Source organism: Bradyrhizobium ivorense, from assembly GCF_900696085.1.
Lineage (GTDB): Bacteria > Pseudomonadota > Alphaproteobacteria > Rhizobiales > Xanthobacteraceae > Bradyrhizobium > Bradyrhizobium ivorense.
In genome coordinates this window covers 67,402-87,231 of sequence record NZ_CAADFC020000033.1, presented here as the reverse complement: position 1 = coordinate 87,231, position 19,830 = coordinate 67,402, and the positions used below count along the sequence as shown (strand labels likewise).

Annotated in this window: 9 protein-coding genes; 2 read left to right on the top strand and 7 right to left on the bottom strand. The window is 64.0% G+C overall.

All coding sequences use genetic code 11. The annotated features are described in order from the left end of the window. Positions 1–3: 3 nt before the first annotated feature. Entirely contained in the window at positions 4–1,317 is a 1,314-nt protein-coding gene (locus CI41S_RS38840) for a phytoene desaturase family protein (RefSeq protein ID WP_244626828.1), read from the bottom strand. A gap of 246 nt (positions 1,318–1,563) precedes the next feature. On the opposite strand from CI41S_RS38840, the gene CI41S_RS38835 reads away from it, so the two are divergent. Beyond that, positions 1,564–2,193, top strand: coding sequence for a TetR/AcrR family transcriptional regulator (locus tag CI41S_RS38835; protein ID WP_139864287.1), 630 nt, complete (start codon positions 1,564–1,566; stop codon positions 2,191–2,193). A 28-nt stretch (positions 2,194–2,221) separates the two neighbouring features. On the opposite strand, the gene CI41S_RS38830 is transcribed toward CI41S_RS38835, so the two are convergent. From CI41S_RS38830 to CI41S_RS38820, 4 genes are all read right to left on the bottom strand, one after another. Further along, on the bottom strand, positions 2,222–7,924 hold the full coding sequence (locus tag CI41S_RS38830; RefSeq protein WP_139864286.1) for a LamG-like jellyroll fold domain-containing protein: 5,703 nt from the start codon (positions 7,922–7,924) through the stop codon (positions 2,222–2,224). 235 nt (positions 7,925–8,159) lie between these two features. Next, on the bottom strand, positions 8,160–10,181 hold the full coding sequence (locus CI41S_RS38825; RefSeq protein ID WP_172628368.1) for a preprotein translocase subunit SecA: 2,022 nt from the start codon (positions 10,179–10,181) through the stop codon (positions 8,160–8,162). Between the two features lie 10 nt (positions 10,182–10,191). Then, positions 10,192–12,342, bottom strand: a complete 2,151-nt coding sequence (locus CI41S_RS43935) for a zinc metalloprotease (RefSeq protein ID WP_172628367.1) — start codon at positions 12,340–12,342, stop codon at positions 10,192–10,194. 10 nt (positions 12,343–12,352) lie between these two features. After that, positions 12,353–14,275, bottom strand: coding sequence for a GAF domain-containing protein (locus tag CI41S_RS38820; RefSeq protein WP_139864284.1), 1,923 nt, complete (start codon positions 14,273–14,275; stop codon positions 12,353–12,355). Between the two features lie 242 nt (positions 14,276–14,517). On the opposite strand from CI41S_RS38820, the gene CI41S_RS38815 reads away from it, so the two are divergent. Further along, the gene (locus CI41S_RS38815) at positions 14,518–15,450 is read left to right on the top strand and encodes an efflux RND transporter periplasmic adaptor subunit (RefSeq protein ID WP_172628366.1); all 933 of its coding nucleotides are present in this window, start codon (positions 14,518–14,520) and stop codon (positions 15,448–15,450) included. A 72-nt stretch (positions 15,451–15,522) separates the two neighbouring features. On the opposite strand, the gene CI41S_RS38810 is transcribed toward CI41S_RS38815, so the two are convergent. Together CI41S_RS38810 and CI41S_RS38805 are read right to left on the bottom strand one after the other, a co-directional pair. After that, the gene (locus CI41S_RS38810) at positions 15,523–16,449 is read right to left on the bottom strand and encodes a response regulator transcription factor (protein ID WP_139485324.1); all 927 of its coding nucleotides are present in this window, start codon (positions 16,447–16,449) and stop codon (positions 15,523–15,525) included. Beyond that, on the bottom strand, positions 16,439–19,807 hold the full coding sequence (locus CI41S_RS38805; RefSeq protein ID WP_139864282.1) for a hybrid sensor histidine kinase/response regulator: 3,369 nt from the start codon (positions 19,805–19,807) through the stop codon (positions 16,439–16,441). Before CI41S_RS38805 ends, CI41S_RS38810 begins: the two co-directional genes overlap by 11 nt. Positions 19,808–19,830: the final 23 nt, after the last annotated feature.

Here is a 19,830-nt window from a genome sequence, read left to right as displayed (position 1 = left end):
CGGTCAGATCCGGCTCGCCTGCGGCAGGCGCGGCCGCGTGGCGAGGATCGCGTCGGTCACGATCTTGGCCGTCTCCGCGCAGGCCTGGGTGCCGCCATTGCCGTACTGCTTGACCGCGTCGCCAACGCACCAGAGGCCCTCGATGCTGGTCTCGCGCGGCAGATCGTAGCCGGCGCAGCTTCGCTGGGCCGGCCAGTCGTCGCGCATCACCCGGATCGACAGGATTTTCGCCTGCGCGAAATTGGCGAACTGATCGCGCAGATCGGCAAGCGCGAGCTCGACTTCGCTGTCCGAGTCGAAGTCGCCGAGCGCCGGCACCGGCACGGCATAGGCGACATAGAGATGCCAGCCCGGCGGCGCGAGTTCGGGGCAGGTTGCCGAGAGGTTGGCCATGTTGCAGAGCCGGCGGGTCTTGCCGAAGGTGACGATGCCGGGATGGTTCACCAGCGGCTCGCGGCTTGCGATGTTGATGACGATGTTGGCGGCCGGACGAAGCCCGGTCCGGACTTTTGCGACATAATCCGCAGGGAAGGCGGCTTCGCCGGCGAGCGCGACGGTCGCTTTCGGCCCGGCATTGCTGATCACGAGATCGGTGTCGATGCGAACCGGCGCACCGTTTCTTTGAACAGTGACGCCGGTGACGCGGCCATCGGCAGTGTGGATCTCGGTGGCCGGGGTGTCGAGCCAGACCTCGCCGTTGCGCTTGATCGCGGTGGCGAGACTTTCCCAGACGCCGATCGTTCCGTCCGGACAGAAGCCGAATTTCTTGAAGGCGCCCTTGCTCGTGAAATAGGTGAGGAAGGCGCGGGCCGGCAGTTCGGCGGCGTTGCAGGCGAAGATCGCGGCGCAGAGGTTGCGGAAGATCGCGTGCACGGTGGCGTTGCTGGTGTAGCCCTTCAGCCAATCCTCGGTCGATTGCCGTCCGTCCGGCAAGTTGCCGGAACGCGCATCGGCGAATTTCTCCAGGATGCGTGAGGCCTGTTTTGTCAGTTGCCCGAGCAGCAGCGACCAGCCGCCGCGGCCGACGTCGATCAGCCTGCCGTCGATGAAGAAGGAGCTCGCGGGCTCCGGTGCGCGGATGTTGAGGGGGGCGCCGACCGTGTGAAACGTCTCCTCGAACACGCCGCCGAACTCGATCGCGATCGCGCCGATATTGACCTTGAAGCCGTCGATCTCCTCCGTCGAGGCGCGTCCGCCGAGCCGGCTCTTGTCGTCGACCACCAGCGTATGCAGGCCGCCATGGGCCAGCCGCGCCGCGGCGCACAGCCCGCCGGCGCCGGCTCCGATCACGATAGCATCGACCCTCTGCGTGTCCACGAACAGCCTCCCTCGATGCCGCCGGGTTGGCCCCGCGTGCCCTGATTTGCTTGCTCTCGATGCCTGAGCATATTATAATCCGACTGTCCGTTCAAATTATTTTTCGTCGCAGGTTGGAGCCGGAACCTGCGGTGGAAGAGTTCTGGGGAACGGCGGGTGCAGGCGCGGGACGTCATCGCCGCGGCGGTAGTATAGAGAGCGGGAGTCGCCGGATCGCGGCGTCGCTTGGAATGTGAGAGACAGTCGATGGCGCGAACGCGCTCCGAGAATTACGACGGCATTCATCAGGGCATTCTTGATGCTGCCTGCGACCTGTTCGCCAGCCAGGGCTATATGCGCGCCTCGATCGCCGACCTTGCCGACGCCTGCAAGCTGTCGCGCGGCGCGCTGTATCACTACTTCGATTCGAAGGAAGCGATCCTGTTCGCCATTCTGGACGAGCATGTGCGCCAGATGATCGCCGACGTCGAAGCGGGGATCGCCAAGCACACGTCCACGCTCGATCAGTTTCGCGCCGCGATCCACGCCATCGTCGATCTCAATGCGCGCTCGCCGCAGGAGCAGCGGCTGATCCTCAACGACCTGACCTTCCTCAGCGAAGCCGACCAGCAGACCATCAAGTCACTGGAGCGCCGCATCGTCGATCTGGTGTCGACGCTGCTGCTCCAGCTCGACGATCAGGGCAAGATCGTCAAGCGGACCAAGAAGGTCTACGCGATGATGCTGTTCGGGACACTGAATTTCAGCCACACCTGGTACGACCCGAAGGGCGGCATCGGGCCGGCCGAGTTTGCCGATATGGTCGTCGATCAGTTCCTGTACGGCATAGCTGGCCACGCGGCGCCGAGGGCCGTCCGCGGGGCGACGAAGTCGTGAGGCGCGCTCGTGACTGCACAGTGACTATTCAGCCCACCGCCTTGAAGGTCGCGACCTGCATCACCCATGCCGCGGAGCCTCCGAGCGGAGCGATGCCGCTGTAGGATCCCGTCGCGGTCACGAACCGGTCTTCGGCGATGTCACCGTTGGGCGAGGTAATGATGCGCGACGTAAAGCCCGTTCCTGCTCCGCTGAACCCGCCGATTGTCGTGCCGGCGGCGAAGACCAGTTCATGGGCCGTTGTGGTCGTAACTGCACCGCTGTTGGCTGAATTGCTGGTCCCCGACGCCGAAGTGCCGACATCGAATGGGTTGGCCAGATCAAGACCGCTGTACTCCAGCGCGCGGAGATCGACGAACTGCGTGGACGCGCTGAAAGTCACCGTCACGGTATTGGTCCCGGCCGCGGCCGCTTTGATGTTCTTGGCGTAGTAGATGGCCTGGCTGATGCCGCTTCCGCGCACGGTCGGAACCGCGAGCTGGTAGACATTGCCCGCTGAATCGGTGACTGAGGTCACGTTTGAGGTGGTGTTGTTCCAGCCGACGACGAGGATGTTCAGGTCTCCCACGACCTGAGGCTTGGCGTAGGCCACCGAGACCTGAGTCTGGTTTGTTTGCGGCACGGCCGCGTTCACTTGCACGAATGCCAGCGGCACCGGCGCCGTGACGGCATTGTATGTCGCGGTATAGGCCGCGCCTCCGACCGGAACGGTGATCACGTGATCCTGCGCGCCGCCGTCCGACCAGGAGACGAAGTTGTAGGTGGTCGTTCCGACCGTTGCGTTGCGCGCTTCGATTTCGTGATGGAAGCCGATCAGCGTGTCGTAGGTGAAGGGTGCCGTGTGCGCGATACCGTCGAGGTACAGCGTGACGCCGGCCGGAAGAGTGGCGAACTCGAGGTTGACCTTATCGGGGAAGATGATGACCGATTGGGTGGATTGCAGTCCGCTGGAGTCCGTGACCGTCAGCGATATCCGGTAGCGGGTGAAGCCGCTGAAGTCGTGACCGCTGGTCGGGATGGTGAACGTGCCGCTGGTCACGCCGGTGATCGGCGTACCCGGATGAACGTGACCTTCATGGAGGAAGTCGATATTCCAGGTATACGCGCTGGCGGGCAGCGTGCCATCCTCGGCGTCAGTCGCGCTGCCGCTGAACGTGATGACATCGCCCGCCCGGAAGATCGCGGCATTGATCGGCGAAAGGATGTTGACGAGCGGCGCGTTACCGACGCTGATCGCAAGCGGCGTCGAAAGCGTCGAATTGGTCCCGTCAGAAACCGTGAGCCGGGCTTGATAGGGGCCGCTGACCGCATAGGTGTGCGACGGGTTGGCCTGTGTCGAGGTTGAGCCATCGCCGAAATTCCACAGATAGGACAGCGGCTGGCCTTCCGGATCGGATGAGCCGCTGCTGGAGAAGCTGACGGTGAGCGGGGCCTGGCCTTGCGTGGGCGTCGCCGAAGCGGCGGCCACCGGAGGAAGATCGGAATTGATGAAGTCGATGCGGCGTATCTTGCTGACGCCGAAAGTCCCGCTGATATCCGAGTAGCCGAGGTCGACATAGTAGAGGGCGCCGTCGGGACCCTCGGTCAAATAGACAATGTCGCCGTACGGGCCGTCGACCGAGCCGTCGGCCGGCTCGAAGTTGAACACGCCGGTGACGTTGCCATTGGCGTCGAACGTCAGTCGCTTGATCCAGTTTTGCGTGTAGTCGGCAAAGAAGTAGCTGCCTTGATAGGAGGCAGGGAACTGGGTGCCGTGATAGACGAACCCGCCGGTGATGGCCGCATCGCGTCCATTGTGCGGATAGTAGTAGGCCGGTGCCGTGTAAGCGGGATTGTTGTTTGGCGCTTCGACGTTCGGCCAGCCATAGTTGGCCCCTCGCGCACCGATGTCGACTTCCTCGATCGCGGTCGAATAGTCGTTGCCGCCGACGTCGCCGATGATGAGGCGCCCGGTCGGCGCGTCGTAATAGGCGCGGTAGGGATTGCGCAGACCGAGCGCCCAGATCGCATCGAAGTTCGGCCCGGCGCCGTCATAGAATGGATTGTCCGTCGGTATGGTGCCGTCCATATTGTAGCGCAGGATCTTGCCGCGCGGCTTGGTGAGGTCCTGGGCCTCGCTGGCGTTGAAATGCTCGCCGGTCGTGAGCAGGATCTTTCCGTCGTTGCTGAAGTTGATGGAGCCGCCGTGATGTTCGGCATTGGCGGTCTCGCCATCCTGATAGATGACGAATTCGGAGCCTGCGATTGTCCCGGTCAGCGTCGCATTCGCGGTGAAGCGCGAGAAGCGATCGACGTTCGGCGTCCCCAGCGTGTAGAAAATGTAGTAGTAGTGATTGGTGGCGAAGTTGGGATCGAGTGCGATGTCGTAGATTCCCTGTTGCACGCCTGCCGAGCCGATGTTGGTGAGTTGCAGGAAAGGCGTGGCGCTTGGCGTCGTGTAGGGCGGCGGCAGCACCTTGATCGTGCCGGCAAGCTCAACCACGAGCATGCGGCCATCGGGAAGGAACTTGATCGCGGTCGGCAGATTGAAGCCGGTGGCCAGAATCGTGTTCTGGAAAAAGCTGCTGTTCGCGACGTTGACGGAAACCGGCGCCGACATCGTCGAATGACCGTCGATGTCGGTTGCGAGCGCCGTGAGAGTGTGCGCGCCGTTGCTCGTCGCGCGGGTATCCCATGCCAGTGCGTAGGGATCGGCGGTGTCCGGTGGGCCCATCGCGACATTGTCGACATAGAACTGAACACTGGCAATGCCGGTGTCGTCGGTCGCATCGGCCGTCACGTTGACGATGCCGCCCACCTGGGCCCCATTGGCGGGGAAGTCGATCAGAACCTGCGGCGCTCCGACGATCGTCCCACCGACCGGTGTTGCCATGTCGGTTTGTATTTGTGCCTGTGTGAGCACGCGACTGTAAATGCGTACGTCGTCGAGCGCTCCATGGTAGAATTGCCCCGTCGAGGCATCCGCACCGATGTTCATCGAATTGCCGCGAGCCGTAATGGTCCCGACGAGCGCTTGCGTATTGACAAGCGTGCCGTTGACGTAGGTCCTGACCTGCGCGCCGTCGAAGGTGATCGCAAGGTGAGTCCACTGGTTGTAGGGCAGCGTCGTGCCCCCACTGGCGATGAGCGGTCCGCTCGCCGTCCCGACCAAGAAATCGGTCTTGTTGCCGCCGCTCAGCTCCAGCCCGTACTGGTAGTAGGGCGACGCCATCGTCGTGTTCCAGAACTTTCCGAGGACGACGGAATCTCCGCTCGCGAGGGGTTGGGGATTGATCCACATCGACAGCGTAAGGGCATTGCCGGAAATGTTGGTCGAGGCAGAGTTCGGAATCGTAATGAAGTCGTTCAGTCCGTCAAAACTCGCGGCCGATCCGTTCTTGCCGGGTACCCGGGCAACTCCGTTGTTGAGCGTCGCCGTATTGCCCTGGCCCGAGGAATCGATGGCGGCTCCCGTCGCCTCATCGAACGAGTAGGCGGCGACTAAACCGGATAGCTGGGTATTGGTTACGGTTATGCTGACGGGCAGGGAATCGCCCGTGTTGCCCGACGTGTCTCGTGCGCGAGCGATAATCGTGTGAATGCCGTTCGGTACCGAGGTGGTGTCCCAGTTGACGCTGTAGGGAGACGTCGTGTCTTCGCCTCCGCCGACCACGACGTTATCCACCAGGAAAGTCACGCCGCTCACTCCGACGTTGTCGGATGCATTGGCGCGGATTGCGATCGTCCCGGAAACCGTGGCCGATCCGGTCGGGGCGGTGATCGTGGCGGTCGGCAACGTCGTGTCGGGCGTGAGCGTCGTGGTGCTGGCGGGCTGCGATTGTCCGGACGGGTTAGCGGCTGCGTCCACCGCCCGCACCGTATAGCTGTACGACGTGCCGGGCGACAGGCCGGTGTTGCTGAACGACGTCGTCGTCGAGGTGCCGATTTGCGTGCCGTCGCGGAAGATCTGATAGCCGGTCACTGCAACGTTGTCCGTTGACGCGTTCCACGAAAGGTTGATCTGGGTCGACGAAACTGCGGTGGCGGTGAGACCGGTGGGGGTCGACGGCGGTATGGTATCGGGCGCTGCAGCCGTCTTGAACGTACCGTTCGAGCCGATTTGTTCGTTGCCGGCAGCGTCGATCGAGCGGACGCGATAGTTGTACGTGGTGTTGGGAGCAAGAGCGGTCAGCGCGACGCTGTGCGCCGTCACGAGAGCTGGGTCGAGCGTCGTCGATGATCCGTAGCTGGTGGTCAATCCGTATTCGACGCGGGACGTCGCAGCCTCGTTGGTGGTCCAGGTGACTTGTGCGGTGGTCCCCGTAAGATTCGTCGCGGTCTGCCCGGATATCGTCGGTGCAGTCTTGTCGAGAATGATGGTGTCGGTGGCGGCGGCCGACCAGTTGCCGGCCGCGTCCCTGAACTGGACATAGACCGTCTTGGTGCCGACCGTGTTCTGCAACGTCCACGCCTTGGTTGGCGCGAAGGCTTCTGCCGCCGAATAGGACGTGCCGTTGTTGGAGAAGCGCATTTGCGTGACGGAGGTCACTGCGTCGCTCGCACTGAGCGTAAGCGTGACGGCGGTGTTGTTGGTGGCCGCCGCATTCCCGTTTATGACGACTGTTCCGGTCGGCGCCTGATTGTCGACGGTGACCGTGAACGCTGTCGAGGTCGCCACGTTGGTGGCGGCGTCGCGTGCCTGTGCGGTAAGCGAATGGATGCCGTTCGATGCGGTCGTTGTGTTCCAGGAAACCCCGTAGGGTGACGTCGTGTCTTCGGCGCCAATCTGGGTGTTGCCCTCGAGCAGGAATTTGACGCCGGCGACGCCGACGTTGTCGGAGGCGGTCGCCGCAAGGTTGACTGTACCCGACACGATCGCGGCCGGCGGCGTCAGCGCAACGTTCGGCGGCGTCGTATCGGACGGTGGCGGCGTGGTCCCGCCAAGCGGCGTTACCATATCGGTCTGGATCTGGTCCTGCGTGAGAGCATGATCGGCGACACGGACGTCGTCGATGCGGCCCGGGAATTCGAAGCCGGTAGCGCCGGCTCGACGGCCGATGTTCACATTGGCCGTGGAGTTCTGCTGGGAATTGGTGACCGTGCCCAGCAACTGGCCGTTATCGAGCACGCCATTGAGATAGACATTCAGCGTCTGGGTTGCCGCGTTGTAGACCCCGGCGATGTGATACCAGGTGTTGGTCTGCAGCGCCGTGGCGCCGTAGCGGAACATCGTGCCGCCGGAACTGCTGGTCAGCTTGAAGCCGATGGTGCGCACGCCGGTGTCGGCAGTCAGATCGAGCTGGTAGCCGGACTCGCTGCTGGTGCGCTTGGACACGACCGCCGCATCATCCCCGGGGAACGAACTGGCGAAAACCCAGGCACTGATGGTCATGCTGCCGGTGAACTGCAGCGCGGCGGGATTGCCGAGATTCACGAAGTCATTGGTGCCATCGAGGGCGATTGCATTGCCGTATTTTCCGGCCGTGAAGGTCGGGCCGTTGGTGAGCGTTCCGACGATCCCGTGACCGGATGCATCTGCCGTAGTGGGTCCCGAGGCCTCGTTGAACGCGTAACCTGCCGTGATGCCAAGGGGATCTGCGGCGAGGAGCAGTCGCGGCTCAAGAGTTTCAAAGAGGATTTGCGAGGGGCGATTGGCGCCGTTGTTCTCACCGCTTGGCTCTTGGGCGCGTCCGCTGCTGCGATGGGTGAGTCGTTGCGTCAATCGACTGACAATGTCCCGAGCAATCGACATTGTGCCCTCCTAGCGCAACGAGTGGACGATCGAACAACACAGCGTTCCCAATCCTGCCTGGGATTGGGCACACTGTCTCATTCAGTAGTGTGACCTGATTATTCGCGTATCGATTGTGCTGTCGCGTCAAACGCGAATGATACGTTCTCCCGCGATATTCGCTTGCGGCGCATAAGGAGTACCTCGATCGTGCTATCTTTCGGATGCTCTAGTATCGTCAATGCGTTAGGCAATCTCATTCAATGCCGGCGAAACCGAGGATCCTGTTGATACGCAGATCCTCCGCCAGCGCGGCCCGTCGGGCCCGGCCATGCAGGCGCTCGGCTGCGTGCTGGCTATAGCCGCGCAGCGTGCGTCCGCTCAAAGCAGAAATTGGCTGATCCGATTTCCATCCTTTGCCGACCAAGCGCAGCAGCTCGGCATTCACGAAGCGTCGGAAAATCTCGTCATCGATGGCCACGATGGATTCGTAGCTGCCGGGATCGCCTTGACGGCCGGCCCGCCCGAAGAGCTGGCGGTCGATGCGGTGGGACTCGTGGTATTCCGTCAAGATGACATGCAAGCCGCCGGCGTCGCGCACGACCGGATGTAACTGAATGTCCGTGCCGCGGCCTGCCATGTTGGTGGCAACCGTGATGCGCCCGGGTTGACCAGCAAGCTCGACGATGCGGGCTTCGGCGCGATCCTGCCGGGCGTTGAGCACCACGGGCTCGAGTCCGGATCTGCGGAGCAATTCCGCAACATGCTCGGAAGCCTCGACCGAACGGGTGCCGACGAGCACGGCGCGGCCGGCGCGCAGCGTCTCGGAAACCGATTCGACCACTGCGTTCCATTTGAGCTCAGCGGTTCGAAACACGCGCGTGCCCGAATTCGTCCGCCGTAGTGGCTTGTTCGTGGGGATGCGCACCACGCTCAAGCCATAGGTGCCGTAGAGCTCTCCCGCCGGCTCGATCGCGGTTCCGGTCATGCCGCAAAGATGCATGTAGCGCCGAAAGAACCGCTGGTAGGTGATCTGGGCAAGCGTTCTGCGGCGTTCCGTGATCGCGCAATGCTCCTTGGCTTCGATCAGCTGATGAATGCCGCTTTCCCATGAACGGTCGGGCATGACGCGCCCGGTGTATTCGTCGACGATCTGCACCTTGCCGTTGGCAACGATGTATTGGACATCGCGCCGGTACAGGTGAAGCGCGGCGAGCGCGTGTTGCACCAGCTCCTCGCGCGCGCGCCGCATCGCCCACAGGCCGGGCAGTCCGGCAGCGAGCAGGGCGATCCGGGCTTTGCCAGGCGCGGTCAGCTGGATCGACTTTTCGTTTGCGCGCAGAGCGAACTCCTCGCCGGCTGCCAGACGTCGGGCGATACCGAGCGCGGTGTCATAGAGGCCGCCGGCGTTTTCGGCGCCATCCTGCGTTCCGGCGAGAATCAGCGGCACGCGCGCCTCGTCGATCAGCAGGCTGTCGGCTTCGTCCACGATCGCGAAATGCAGGCCGCGCAGGAGGGGCTGGTGGTGGCCCGCAAGTCGGCTGTTGAAGATGCCGTCAACAGCGAGTTGTGCGCGCGCGCGACGGGAGCCGAGCGCGAGGCGCTCGCGCAGGTAGTCGAACACGAGCTCCTTGTTGGTGCAATAGGTGACGTCGCTTGCGTAGGCGCGTTGCCGTTGCTGCGGGGGCTGACCTTGCTCGACAAGTCCAACTGTGAGGCCAAGGGCGTTGTAGACGGGTGCGAGCTGCTCGGCGTCGCGGCGCGCAAGATAGTCGTTCACCGTGATGATGTGGACCGGGTGGCCCATCAATACGGCGGTGATCGCCGGTAGCAGCGCCGTCAAGGTCTTGCCTTCACCGGTTTCCATTTCGGCGAGGGCGCCGCTCATCATGGCGGCTCCGCCGAGCAACTGAACTGCAAAGTGGCGCATCCCGACGTGCCTGCGCGCCGCCTCGCGCGCAAGCGCGAAGGAGGTGGCCATCTCATGCGAATAAAGGCTCGCCGAGAGCATCCGCGGGCGCAGCTCGTCGGCGAAGTCACGCAGGCGGCGGTCCGTCAGGGTGACCAGCTGCGGTTCCAGGTCCCCCACCTGCCGTGCAAAGCGCCAGAGCCGGCTACGTGAAAGCGCCAACGGCAGGTGGGGCGAGATCCGACCCCAGGCGCCGAGCAGTGCGGCATCGAATCCGCTTTCCTTGCAGGCGGACCGCTCCACATAGGGTGCGTCTGCCGACACCGAACAGAAACGGTTGATCTGTCGTGGGCCGAGCGAAAGCGACATGCGCGTGACCTCAGATCTGCAGTTGCGAAAGCAGCAGCTGTTGCAATCGTCGCAGGATTTGTTGGCCAGCCGGTTCCCAGTCATAGTCGAAGCGGACATAGGCGCGGCTGCCGAAGGCGGACGCTGCTGCGTTGCCGGGCAGAGCGATGTCAACCTGGAAGACGCGTTGAAGCGCCTTCGTGCCATGCGGATCTCCAGGATTGACGGCGACGGCGCCACCGCCGGCGCCACCCAGCGCCTTGCTGGGAAGGTCGTCATGCCCGGCCGGCACCTCGCGGATGATCTCCGCGGGCAGAGTCTCGTCAAGGCGCTCGGAAAGGACAACCGAGGCTCTACGCAATCTGTGACGAACGAGATCTATGTCGGATTGAGATATCGTGGCCCGCACGATGCACGAACCCGACGTGAGAACGTAACCAATCTGCTGACCCTCGCGCAGAAAGCGTCCGGCCAGGTCCTCCGCCTTCATCACGGCGAAGATGCCGTCACTGCGACTGCGAACGATGAGGCGGTCGACGCGATCGGCCGCGGTCGAGAGTTCGGCGCGGGCCTGATCCAGTTCAGTGGTCGTGATCTCGGCGCGCGCACGGTCGGTGAAGCGCTCGGTGGCAAGCTTCGCCTCGAGCTCAGCGACGCGCGCGCGCAGGATTTCGAGCCCGGTCGCGAGCGCGGGATCTTCGCTTTCGACCAGTTTTTCTCCTGAGGTCACGAGGCGGCCTGGCTCGATCGTCAGGGCGCGCACGAAGCCGTCGGCTCCTGCGCGCACGATCGCATTCTCCGGCAGCCAAACCACGCCTTCGGTCGTGGTGTATGATGGCGCCGGAACCCAGAACAGCACAAACCCGGCGGCCAGAATCGTGGCGAACGTCGCGCCGACGGCTCGGGAGCGGTTGCGCTGAAGGCGCGGGCTCGCGAGCACGAACCACAGCGCTTTGCCGATCGGCCGCACGACACCCGTCAGCAGGCTCCAGACTGCGATGCCGATACCGACGGTGAGATATTGTGACGCGACGAAGACTGCGATCGTCAGCATCACGATCTGGCGATACACGAAGGCGGCCGGCGCGTAGAGCAGCAGCCAGGCCCGCTCGCCGTTGCTCGCGAAAAAGTCCTTCGATCCGTCCGTGCGAAACACGTATCGGTCGACCAGATGGCCCCAGTACCGCGTGGCCCGCTGTGCCAGGTTCGGGGTTTCCAGCAGATCGGCAAGAATATAATAGCCGTCATACCGCAGCAGCGGGTTGCCGTTGAACACCACGGTCGAAACGCCGGCGATCACCATGGCGTCGAACGCCAGGGCGCGAACGAGCCCGGTTTCGACCGCGAGCCAAACATAAAGCGCCAGCGCGGCGAAAAACACTTCGACGATCATTCCGGCAGCGCCGACAAGCGCGCGATGCCACTTGTTGCGGAATCCCGCGGCAGCCGAGGCGTCAACATATGGCAGCGGCGCAAACACCAGGATCATCAGCCCAAACTCCTGGACTGCGCCGCCAAACGCCTTGACCGCGAATCCGTGGCCAAATTCGTGCAGGATCTTGAGCACAATGTAGATCAGGGCCAGCGGGAGAAGGTTTTCGGCCGCCAGGATGCGGTCGGAAGCGTCGGCGCCGAGCTCCTGCCAGTGCTCTGCCGCCAGCACCAGCGCCGGCAGCACCGCAATGAGCCACAGCAGGGTGCCCGGCACGCCGAACAGCCAGTGTGCGAGCGGCCTTGCGCGCTCGAAAAACCGGTCGGGGTGCCAGAGCGGAATCCGTAGTGCCAACGGGTAAAGCGCATTGGCGAGCCATCCGGATCGTCCGGCTCGGGCTGCGCGCTGTTCCAGCGCGTCCGGGTCTGGCGTCACATCGGTCTGCAGCAGGTCGCAAGCATTGAGCTCGGCCAGCAGCTGGATGACGTCGCCTTGGCTGGGTGCCTCCTCTCCGAGATAGGAGCCTGCTTCCAGCCAGAGCTGATCGACGGTCCGCACGCCGTCCATTGCGGCAACGATCATGTACCCTGCCGGTGACAGCCGGTGCACGCGTCCGGTCGCATGATCCTGAATGACATACCAAACGCTGCCGCGATAGCGGTGTCGGCCGATCGAGGTATGCTCGCGAAGCCTGGGTTTGCGCAACGCGACGCGATACCATGACGAACTCAGGAACGGGCCGGCGGTCATGTCGACAATCTCACGGCAGGTACCTCCACGCCGCGAGGCGCAGCCAATCGACAACGGGATGCATCCAGATCCATACGATCGACCGTCGGCCCGCCTTGACCTTGGCCACGCCCTCCATACCCGATCGCAGCTGCAGTCCTGATCCCGACAGGCGCGCCTCGACCCGGAACGAATTGCGGCCTTCCTCGGCGACCGTGACCGGCGTGATCTTGTTCAGGGTGATCGGCACCGGATCGCCGGGCCGTCCCGCGAACGCGACGGTGCCGTTTTGTCCGACGGCGACATAGCGAACGTCGCGTTCGTCGACCTGTACGATCAAGCGATAGGAATCAAGCGGCGCAATTTCGAACAGCACTTTTCCTTTCTCGATTGGCGATCCAAGCATCTGGCTCAGGTCTCCGGAGACGACGATGCCGTCGAACGGAGCAATAATACGGGCGCGCGCAAGCTTCTCCTCAGCCAATGCGAGTTGCGATTCGGCTTGCCGGATCTGCGGATCAAGGACGGCAAGGTTGCTACGGTCGTGCTTGCCAAGCGCCTCACGCTGGCGTTGAAGCAATTTGTCGCGTTCGGCACGCCATTTCAAACGGTCGAGAACGAGATCGCGGTCATCGAGGGCGGCTAGGAGATCGCCGCCTTGCACGGTGTCGCCGGCCCGAACCGCTGCTGACCGCACGAATCCGTCGAATGGCGCTACCGCCGCCCGCTGCACTTCGGCTTCGAGCACCGACTTTGCGGTGACGCGATGCTCGCCCTCGGCAAAGATCAGCGTCAGCGCCAGTGCAGCGACGCCGAGCACGCAGAGCTTGAGAACCGGACGCCGTGCGCCGAACAACGCCTGACATGCATCGCCGACACGATCTGCCAGCCGTCCGGCCACCAACCTGTTCGCTCGCAGCAGCAGGCCGAGTTGAGGACCCAGTAGCGAGGTGATGGCTTCGGCCAGTTTCAATGTTTCTGCCGTAAAGGGCTCGTTGCGGTGACGTTCGAAGGTGAGTGCGCCGATCGGCTTGCCGCGACCGTCGACCAGCACGGCGGTCATCGCCGACGCGCCGGGGGCTTTTACGCTCTCGGCCAGCGCCCGCTGGGCAATCGTCATGGCGCGCTCCATTGCGGGCAGCACAGGATAGGCGACGGTGCCGCGCTGCTCGATCGCCTCGTCCATCGCATCCTCGATCGCGTCGGCCAGGCGATTGTCTCGCCTGAAGCCGGCGGAGTGCGAGACCGCGCGCAGGCGAACCGCGCCATTTCGCCGAACGATGCCCAAGGACACGCGATCGCAGGACAGGCGGGTGGCGAGCTCGTTCGTGACCGCGATCGCCATTCCGCGCAGCCGCGGCTGCGCCCCGACCGCGGCGAGAAGATCAAGGCACGAGGCTGCCCGCGTCACGTCGGATGAAAGATCCCCGGCCAGCCTTGCCCAAGGTAGTGTTTCAAGCCAACCCGCTTCCCATCGCAACCGATCGGCGATGATTTCGGGGGTGAGCACCGGCTTGCCCGCCGTCGTCGTCAAGGCGATGGCTGCCGCTGCAAAGGGACCTTTCGCGAAGCCAAGCGGCACCGCTACGACAAGGGCCACGGGGTGGGCCGAGCTGGTATCGGAGCCCACGCGGCCGGGCCCAACGACCATGCGGCGCTCGGCATACGCCGTTTCCGCAAATCGCGACAAATCGCTCGCATCAAGGTCGCGCGGCGGCCACGTCACCGTCAGGTGGGGCGCGGCTGCATCGGCCTGCCGGATCAGCAACAGGCCGCCGGCCACGCCGGGCAAGCGGCTGCATTGCAGCGCCAGCCAGGCGGAGCCAAATGCGGCTTCGTCTCTTGCATCCAGCAATCCACGCCAGTGCGGCGACGTGGCCGGATCGACAGGGACGCGCCGCAGTTGCAGGCCGAGGCCTTCGTTCGCCAATCGGCTCGCGTCCGGTTCAGACATTTGCTGCCTACCAAACCGGCCGACAGATGACCTTGCCGCTACGCCACTCGCGATTTCGATTAAAGCGGGTGGCCGCCATGCCCTGTCGCCGGGGCTGGAGCTTAATCATCACAGCGCAGCGCGAAGAATACTCCCCTCCGGAGGTACTCCATCCGTATAGTGTCCCCCGCGAGAGGGCATCGCCCACGCATTCCATACGCGTTAGCTTACGCGTAAGGTGCGAAACTATTGGAGGCCGCGCGGTGCTTTCAATTGGTAGGGCTTTTGGCAAGACTCAGCGCATGGTTGGCTTGGTCTTGCGCCTGATTGTCCCGTTGGGGAGCGTCCTTGCCGCCGCTGCCGCGATGTCGCAGACCCGAACGATACCGGCCGCAGACAAAGGCGAGTTCGATTGCGTCATCGAGCCGCAACAGGTCGTCAAGCTCGCGAGCGCGGCGGTCGGGGTGATTGCACGGCTCGACGTCGACCGAGGAGACGTCGTTCGGCAAGGCCAGGTCGTCGGCAATATCGAGGATGGAGTCGAGGCGGCAACCCTGGCGCTTTCGCGCGCACGGGCGACAAATGATTCACCGGTGAAGTCGGCGGAAGCCCGTGTCCAGTTCCTCCGTCTCAAATACGAGCGGCTGACACAGCTTCATGCCAGGGCCGTCAGCCCTCTTGCGTCGCTGCAGGAAGCCGAAGCGGAAGTGCAAGTTGCCGAGCAGCAGCTCAAGGAGGCGCAACTCACCAAGGAGATCGCGCGCCTCGAGGTCGTTCATGCGGAAGAGATTGTGAAGCAGCGCACATTGCGAAGCCCGATCGATGGTGTGGTGGTCGATCGCCTTCTGGTGCCGGGCGAGTATCGAAATGATCAGAGCCCGGTTCTTACGCTCGCGCAGATCGATCCGCTGCGAGTCGAAGTGTTCGTGCCGACAGCATATTTCGGGCAGATCCGGATCGGTAGCAACGCCGAGGTGCGGCCGGAACCGCCTGTCGGCGGCACGCACCTCGCCACTGTCACGGTGGTCGATCGCGTGCATGACGCCGCTAGCGGCACGTTCGGAGTCCGGCTGGCCTTGCCAAACCCGCGCTTGGTGCTACCCGGCGGGATTCGATGCCGGGTCATATTTGCGCTGCATCCGGCCGGGGAGACCCCGGCCCTGGTGGTGGGCGACGCTCCAAAATCCCAGAACTAGATGGCTCGCTCGGGGGCCGGCGTTGCCGCGCAGGTCGCTTGTGCGTGAGTAGCCAACCAGGCGAACTGCGCGCTAGCTCTTGCGTTGTTTCGCGCGGACAGCGATCGTCGCCGCTGCGGTGCGATTGTCGACCCCGAGTTTCGAATAAATCTGCTCGAGATGCTTGTCGACGGTGCGTGGGCTCAGGCCGAGTATTTGCGCGATGTCGCGGTTGGTCTTGCCCTTCGAGAGCCAAGACAGCACCTCGCCCTCGCGGGTGGTCAGACCGAGCTCGCTGGAGAACTCGGCCGGCATGTCGCCGCTGGTGTCCTTGGCAAGCCGGAGCAGGAATTCGTCTGGGCCGAGCTTGCCCATGTATTGCAGCCGAAGCTGCTCGTCGCCGGGGAATAGCGCCACGGTCGCGGTCTTCGATCCCGCCTTGCCTTTTTGCGCCTGTTCTAGCCATTGCGGCGTCGGATCCGTCAGCACAAAATTGTCCGCTGCATCGCCGAGTGTATCGAACAGCAGTCGCTGCGCCTGCGGCGTCGCCCACAACAGCGCGCCTGAGCCATCGACCGCGAGTAGATAGCGGCCGGAGACGTCGAGCGCCGCGCGGGCGCTCTGCGTCATCCGTGCGTTGGCGAGGTGGACGCGGATGCGTGCCAGCATCTCCTCGACCACGATCGGCTTGGTCACATAGTCGACACCGCCGGCCTCCAGGCCGCGCACGATGTGCTCGGTTTCGGCGAGGCCCGTCATGAAGATGATCGGCACGCCGTCGAGCCCGGCGTCGCGCTTCAGCCGCTTGCAGGTTTCGAACCCGTCCATGCCGGGCATCACGGCATCGAGCAGCACGATGTCGGGCGTGATCTGGTCGACGATCCGCATCGCCGAGGATCCGTCGAGCGCGACCATTACCGTCATGCCGGCGCCGTCGAGCGCGTCGGTCAGCAGGCGCAACGTTTCCGGGGAGTCGTCGACGACGAGCGCAATGTCGCGCTTCTTCTGTTCAATGGTCATAGCTGTGCAATGTCTTCAACGTCGCCATGAATTGATCGAGGTCGAAACGGTCGATCAGCGTGCGCATCTGGCCGACGAAATCGGCGTGTTCGGGCTGCTCGCTGCCGATTTCATCGAGCTTGAGCTGGATCGCCCTGACATAGCCGAGCTGGCCAAGGCCGATCAGCTCCTCGACATATTGCACCGGCGGGCGCAAACCACTTTCCGGCTTCCACTGCGGGGGCGGGGCCGGCTCGGCCTGATACTGCCATTCGATCCTGAGCAACTGCCGGATGGTTTCCAGCAGACGCGGAATGTCGATCGGCTTCATCAGATAACCGTCGTGGAACGGCTGGGCCAGCGGCGCGCCGTGGGCTTCGAGTGCGCTTGCCGAGATCATCAGGATGCGCGCCTGATGGTGGCCAGCCGAGCGCAGTGTCTCGGCGACGGTCCAGCCATCCATCCCCGCCATGGAGATATCGAGCAGGAACAGGTCGGGACGGCAGTGCTGGGCCAGCGCGAGGCAGGCCGGCCCGTCGGGCGCGCTCAGCAGGATGAAGCCGAGCGGCGTCAGCACCTCGCGAAGCAGGTCGCGGTGCGTCGGATCGTCGTCGGTGATCAGGATGGTCTTGCGCGGCCCGTGATAGCCGTAGACGGGGGCGTCGACCGGCGCCTCGCGCCGCGGATTGGTCACCTCGGAGAGCAGGAGTTTGACGCGGAATGTGCTGCCTCGGCCGACGGTGCTGGTGACCTTGATGTCGCCGCCCATCACGCCCGCGAGCAGACGGCTGATGGTCAATCCCAGGCCCGTGCCGGTCTGGGGCTGCGCGACGCCGAGCGCGCCGCGCTCGAACGGCGCAAAAATCCGCTCGAGATCGTCCGGCTGGATGCCCGGCCCGGTATCGATCACCTCGAACTCGGCGACCGGGCTGCGGTAATGAACCACGAACTGCACCTGTCCTGTCTGGGTGAACTTGATCGCATTCGAGAGCAGGTTGATCAGGATTTGCCGCAGCCGCTTCTCGTCGGCATAGACCACGACGGGCAGCACCGCCGGTCGTCTGAATATGAAGTCGATGCCTTTCGCCGCGGCCTGCAGGCGGAACATGCCGACGAGCTGTTCGAGGAAGTCGTTCAGCCGGACTTCGTCGCGCGACAGATAGAGCCGGCCGGCCTCGATCTTGGAGATATCGAGAATGCCGTCGATCAGTCCCGACAGATGATCGGCGCTGCGGCGGACCACCCGGACCTGATCGCGCGGCCGGACCTGAAGGCTCTCGTCCTGCTCCAGCAATTGTGCGTAGCCGGAGATCGCGTTGAGCGGCGAGCGGAGCTCGTGGCTGAGGCCGACGACATAGCGGCTCTTAGCAAGGTTGGCGGACTCCGCCACCTCCTTGGCGCGCTGCAGCTCGGCATCCGTGCGCTTGTGGGCATCGATCTCCTGGATCAGGAGCGCGGTCTGCCGCCGGGTTTCCGCTTCCGCGGCGCGCCGGCTCTGCTGCGCCAGCACGAACAGCCAGGCGACCACGCCGATGATCAGGATCAGTGCAAAGAACACCTTCCAGAGCACGTCGGCCAGCAACTCGTCGGCATGGACCGCGGCCGAGGTCTGCAGATAGATCAGGCCGAGCACCAGCGCCACGAGGCCGGAGGAGGCGGCAAACACGCCGAGATAATGCCCGAGCTGCGAATTGATGCGGGCGTAGATCGGCTGCGGCATCAGCTTGCCGAGTGTTTCCGAAATCTGCACGCCGATCCGCGCATGCGGCTTGCAGAGGTCGTGACAGCGCGCGTCGAGCGAGCAGCACAGCGAGCAGATCGGACCGGCATAGGCCGGGCAGGCGGCCATGTCCTCGGGCTCGAAAGTGTGCTCGCAGATGCAGCACTGGATCTGTTCGAGCTCTCGCCAGCTCCGCTTCGGCTTGCGCGCGATGTAGTACTTGCCGTCGGTCGCCCAGGCGATCAAGGGCGCTGCGACGAAGGCGACCGCAAGCGCGACGAAGGCGGACAGCGCCTTTGCGGTCGGCCCGAACAGGCCGTAGAACGCGCTGATCGAGACCACGGTCGCAATCGTCATCGCGCCGACGCCGACCGGATTGATGTCGCAGAGATGCGCGCGCTTGAACTCGATGTGCTGCGGGCGCAGACCCAGCGGCTTGTTGACGACGAGGTCGGCGACCAGCGCGCCGACCCAGGCGATCGCAACGTTGGAATAGAGCGCTAGCGTCTGCTCCAGCGCCTTGTAGACGCCGATCTCCATCAGCAGCAGCGCGACGACGACGTTGAACACCAGCCACACCACGCGGCCAGGATGGGAGTGCGTGAGGCGGGAAAAGAAATTCGACCAGGCGATCGAGCCGGCATAGGCATTGGTGACGTTGATCTTGACTTGCGACAGGATCACGAAAGTGCCGGTCAGCGCCATCGCCAGATCCGGCTGCGACAGCACATAGCGGAAGGCCTCCAGATACATGCTGGCGGGCTCGGCGGCGTGCTCGGCTGAGACGCCGTGGCTGAGCGCGAAGAAGGCGAGGAAGGAGCCGGCAAGCAGTTTCAGCGCGCCGAGCACGATCCAGCCGGGCCCGGCGCTGAGCAGCGCGATCCACCAGGCCTTGCGCGAGGTGCGGCGGTCGCGCGGCAAGAACCGCAGGAAGTCGACCTGTTCGCCGATCTGTGCCACCAGCGCGAACACGACGGAGGCGGCGGTCCCGAACAGCAGGAGGTCGAGATGGCCGGAGGGATCGCCATGGTCGCCGGCGAATTTGCGCCACTCGGTGAAGGAATGCGGATTCGCCCACGCGATCGCCGCGAACGGCATGATGTGAAGAATGATCCAGAGCGGCTGGGTCCAGAGCTGGAAGCGGCTGATCAGGGTGATGCCGTAGATCACAAGCGGAATGATCACGACGGCGCTGATGAGATAGCCGATCGGCCGCGGAATGCCGAAGCACATGTCGAGCGCGCTGGCCAGGATCACCGCCTCGATCGCGAAGAAGATGAAGGTGAAGGAGGCGTAGATCAGCGAGGTGATGGTCGAGCCGATATAGCCGAAGCCGGCGCCGCGGGTCAGCAGATCGATATCGATGCCGCTTTTCGCGGCATGGTAGGCGATCGGCAGTCCGCACAGGAAGATGATGACGCTGACGACCAGGATCGCAGCGGAGGCGTTCATCGCGCCGTAGTTCAGCGTGATGGTGCCGCCGATCGCCTCCAGTGCCAGGAACGAGATCGCGCCGAGCGCGGTGTTGGCGACGCGGGCGGCTGACCAGCGCCGCGCGCTCTTGGCGGTGAAGCGCAGCGCGTAGTCTTCCAGGGTCTGGTTGGCGACCCATTGATTGTACTGGCGCCTGACGCGGTCGATCCGCTGCCGCCCTGCCACTTGTTCAAACTCCTGGTCCACGA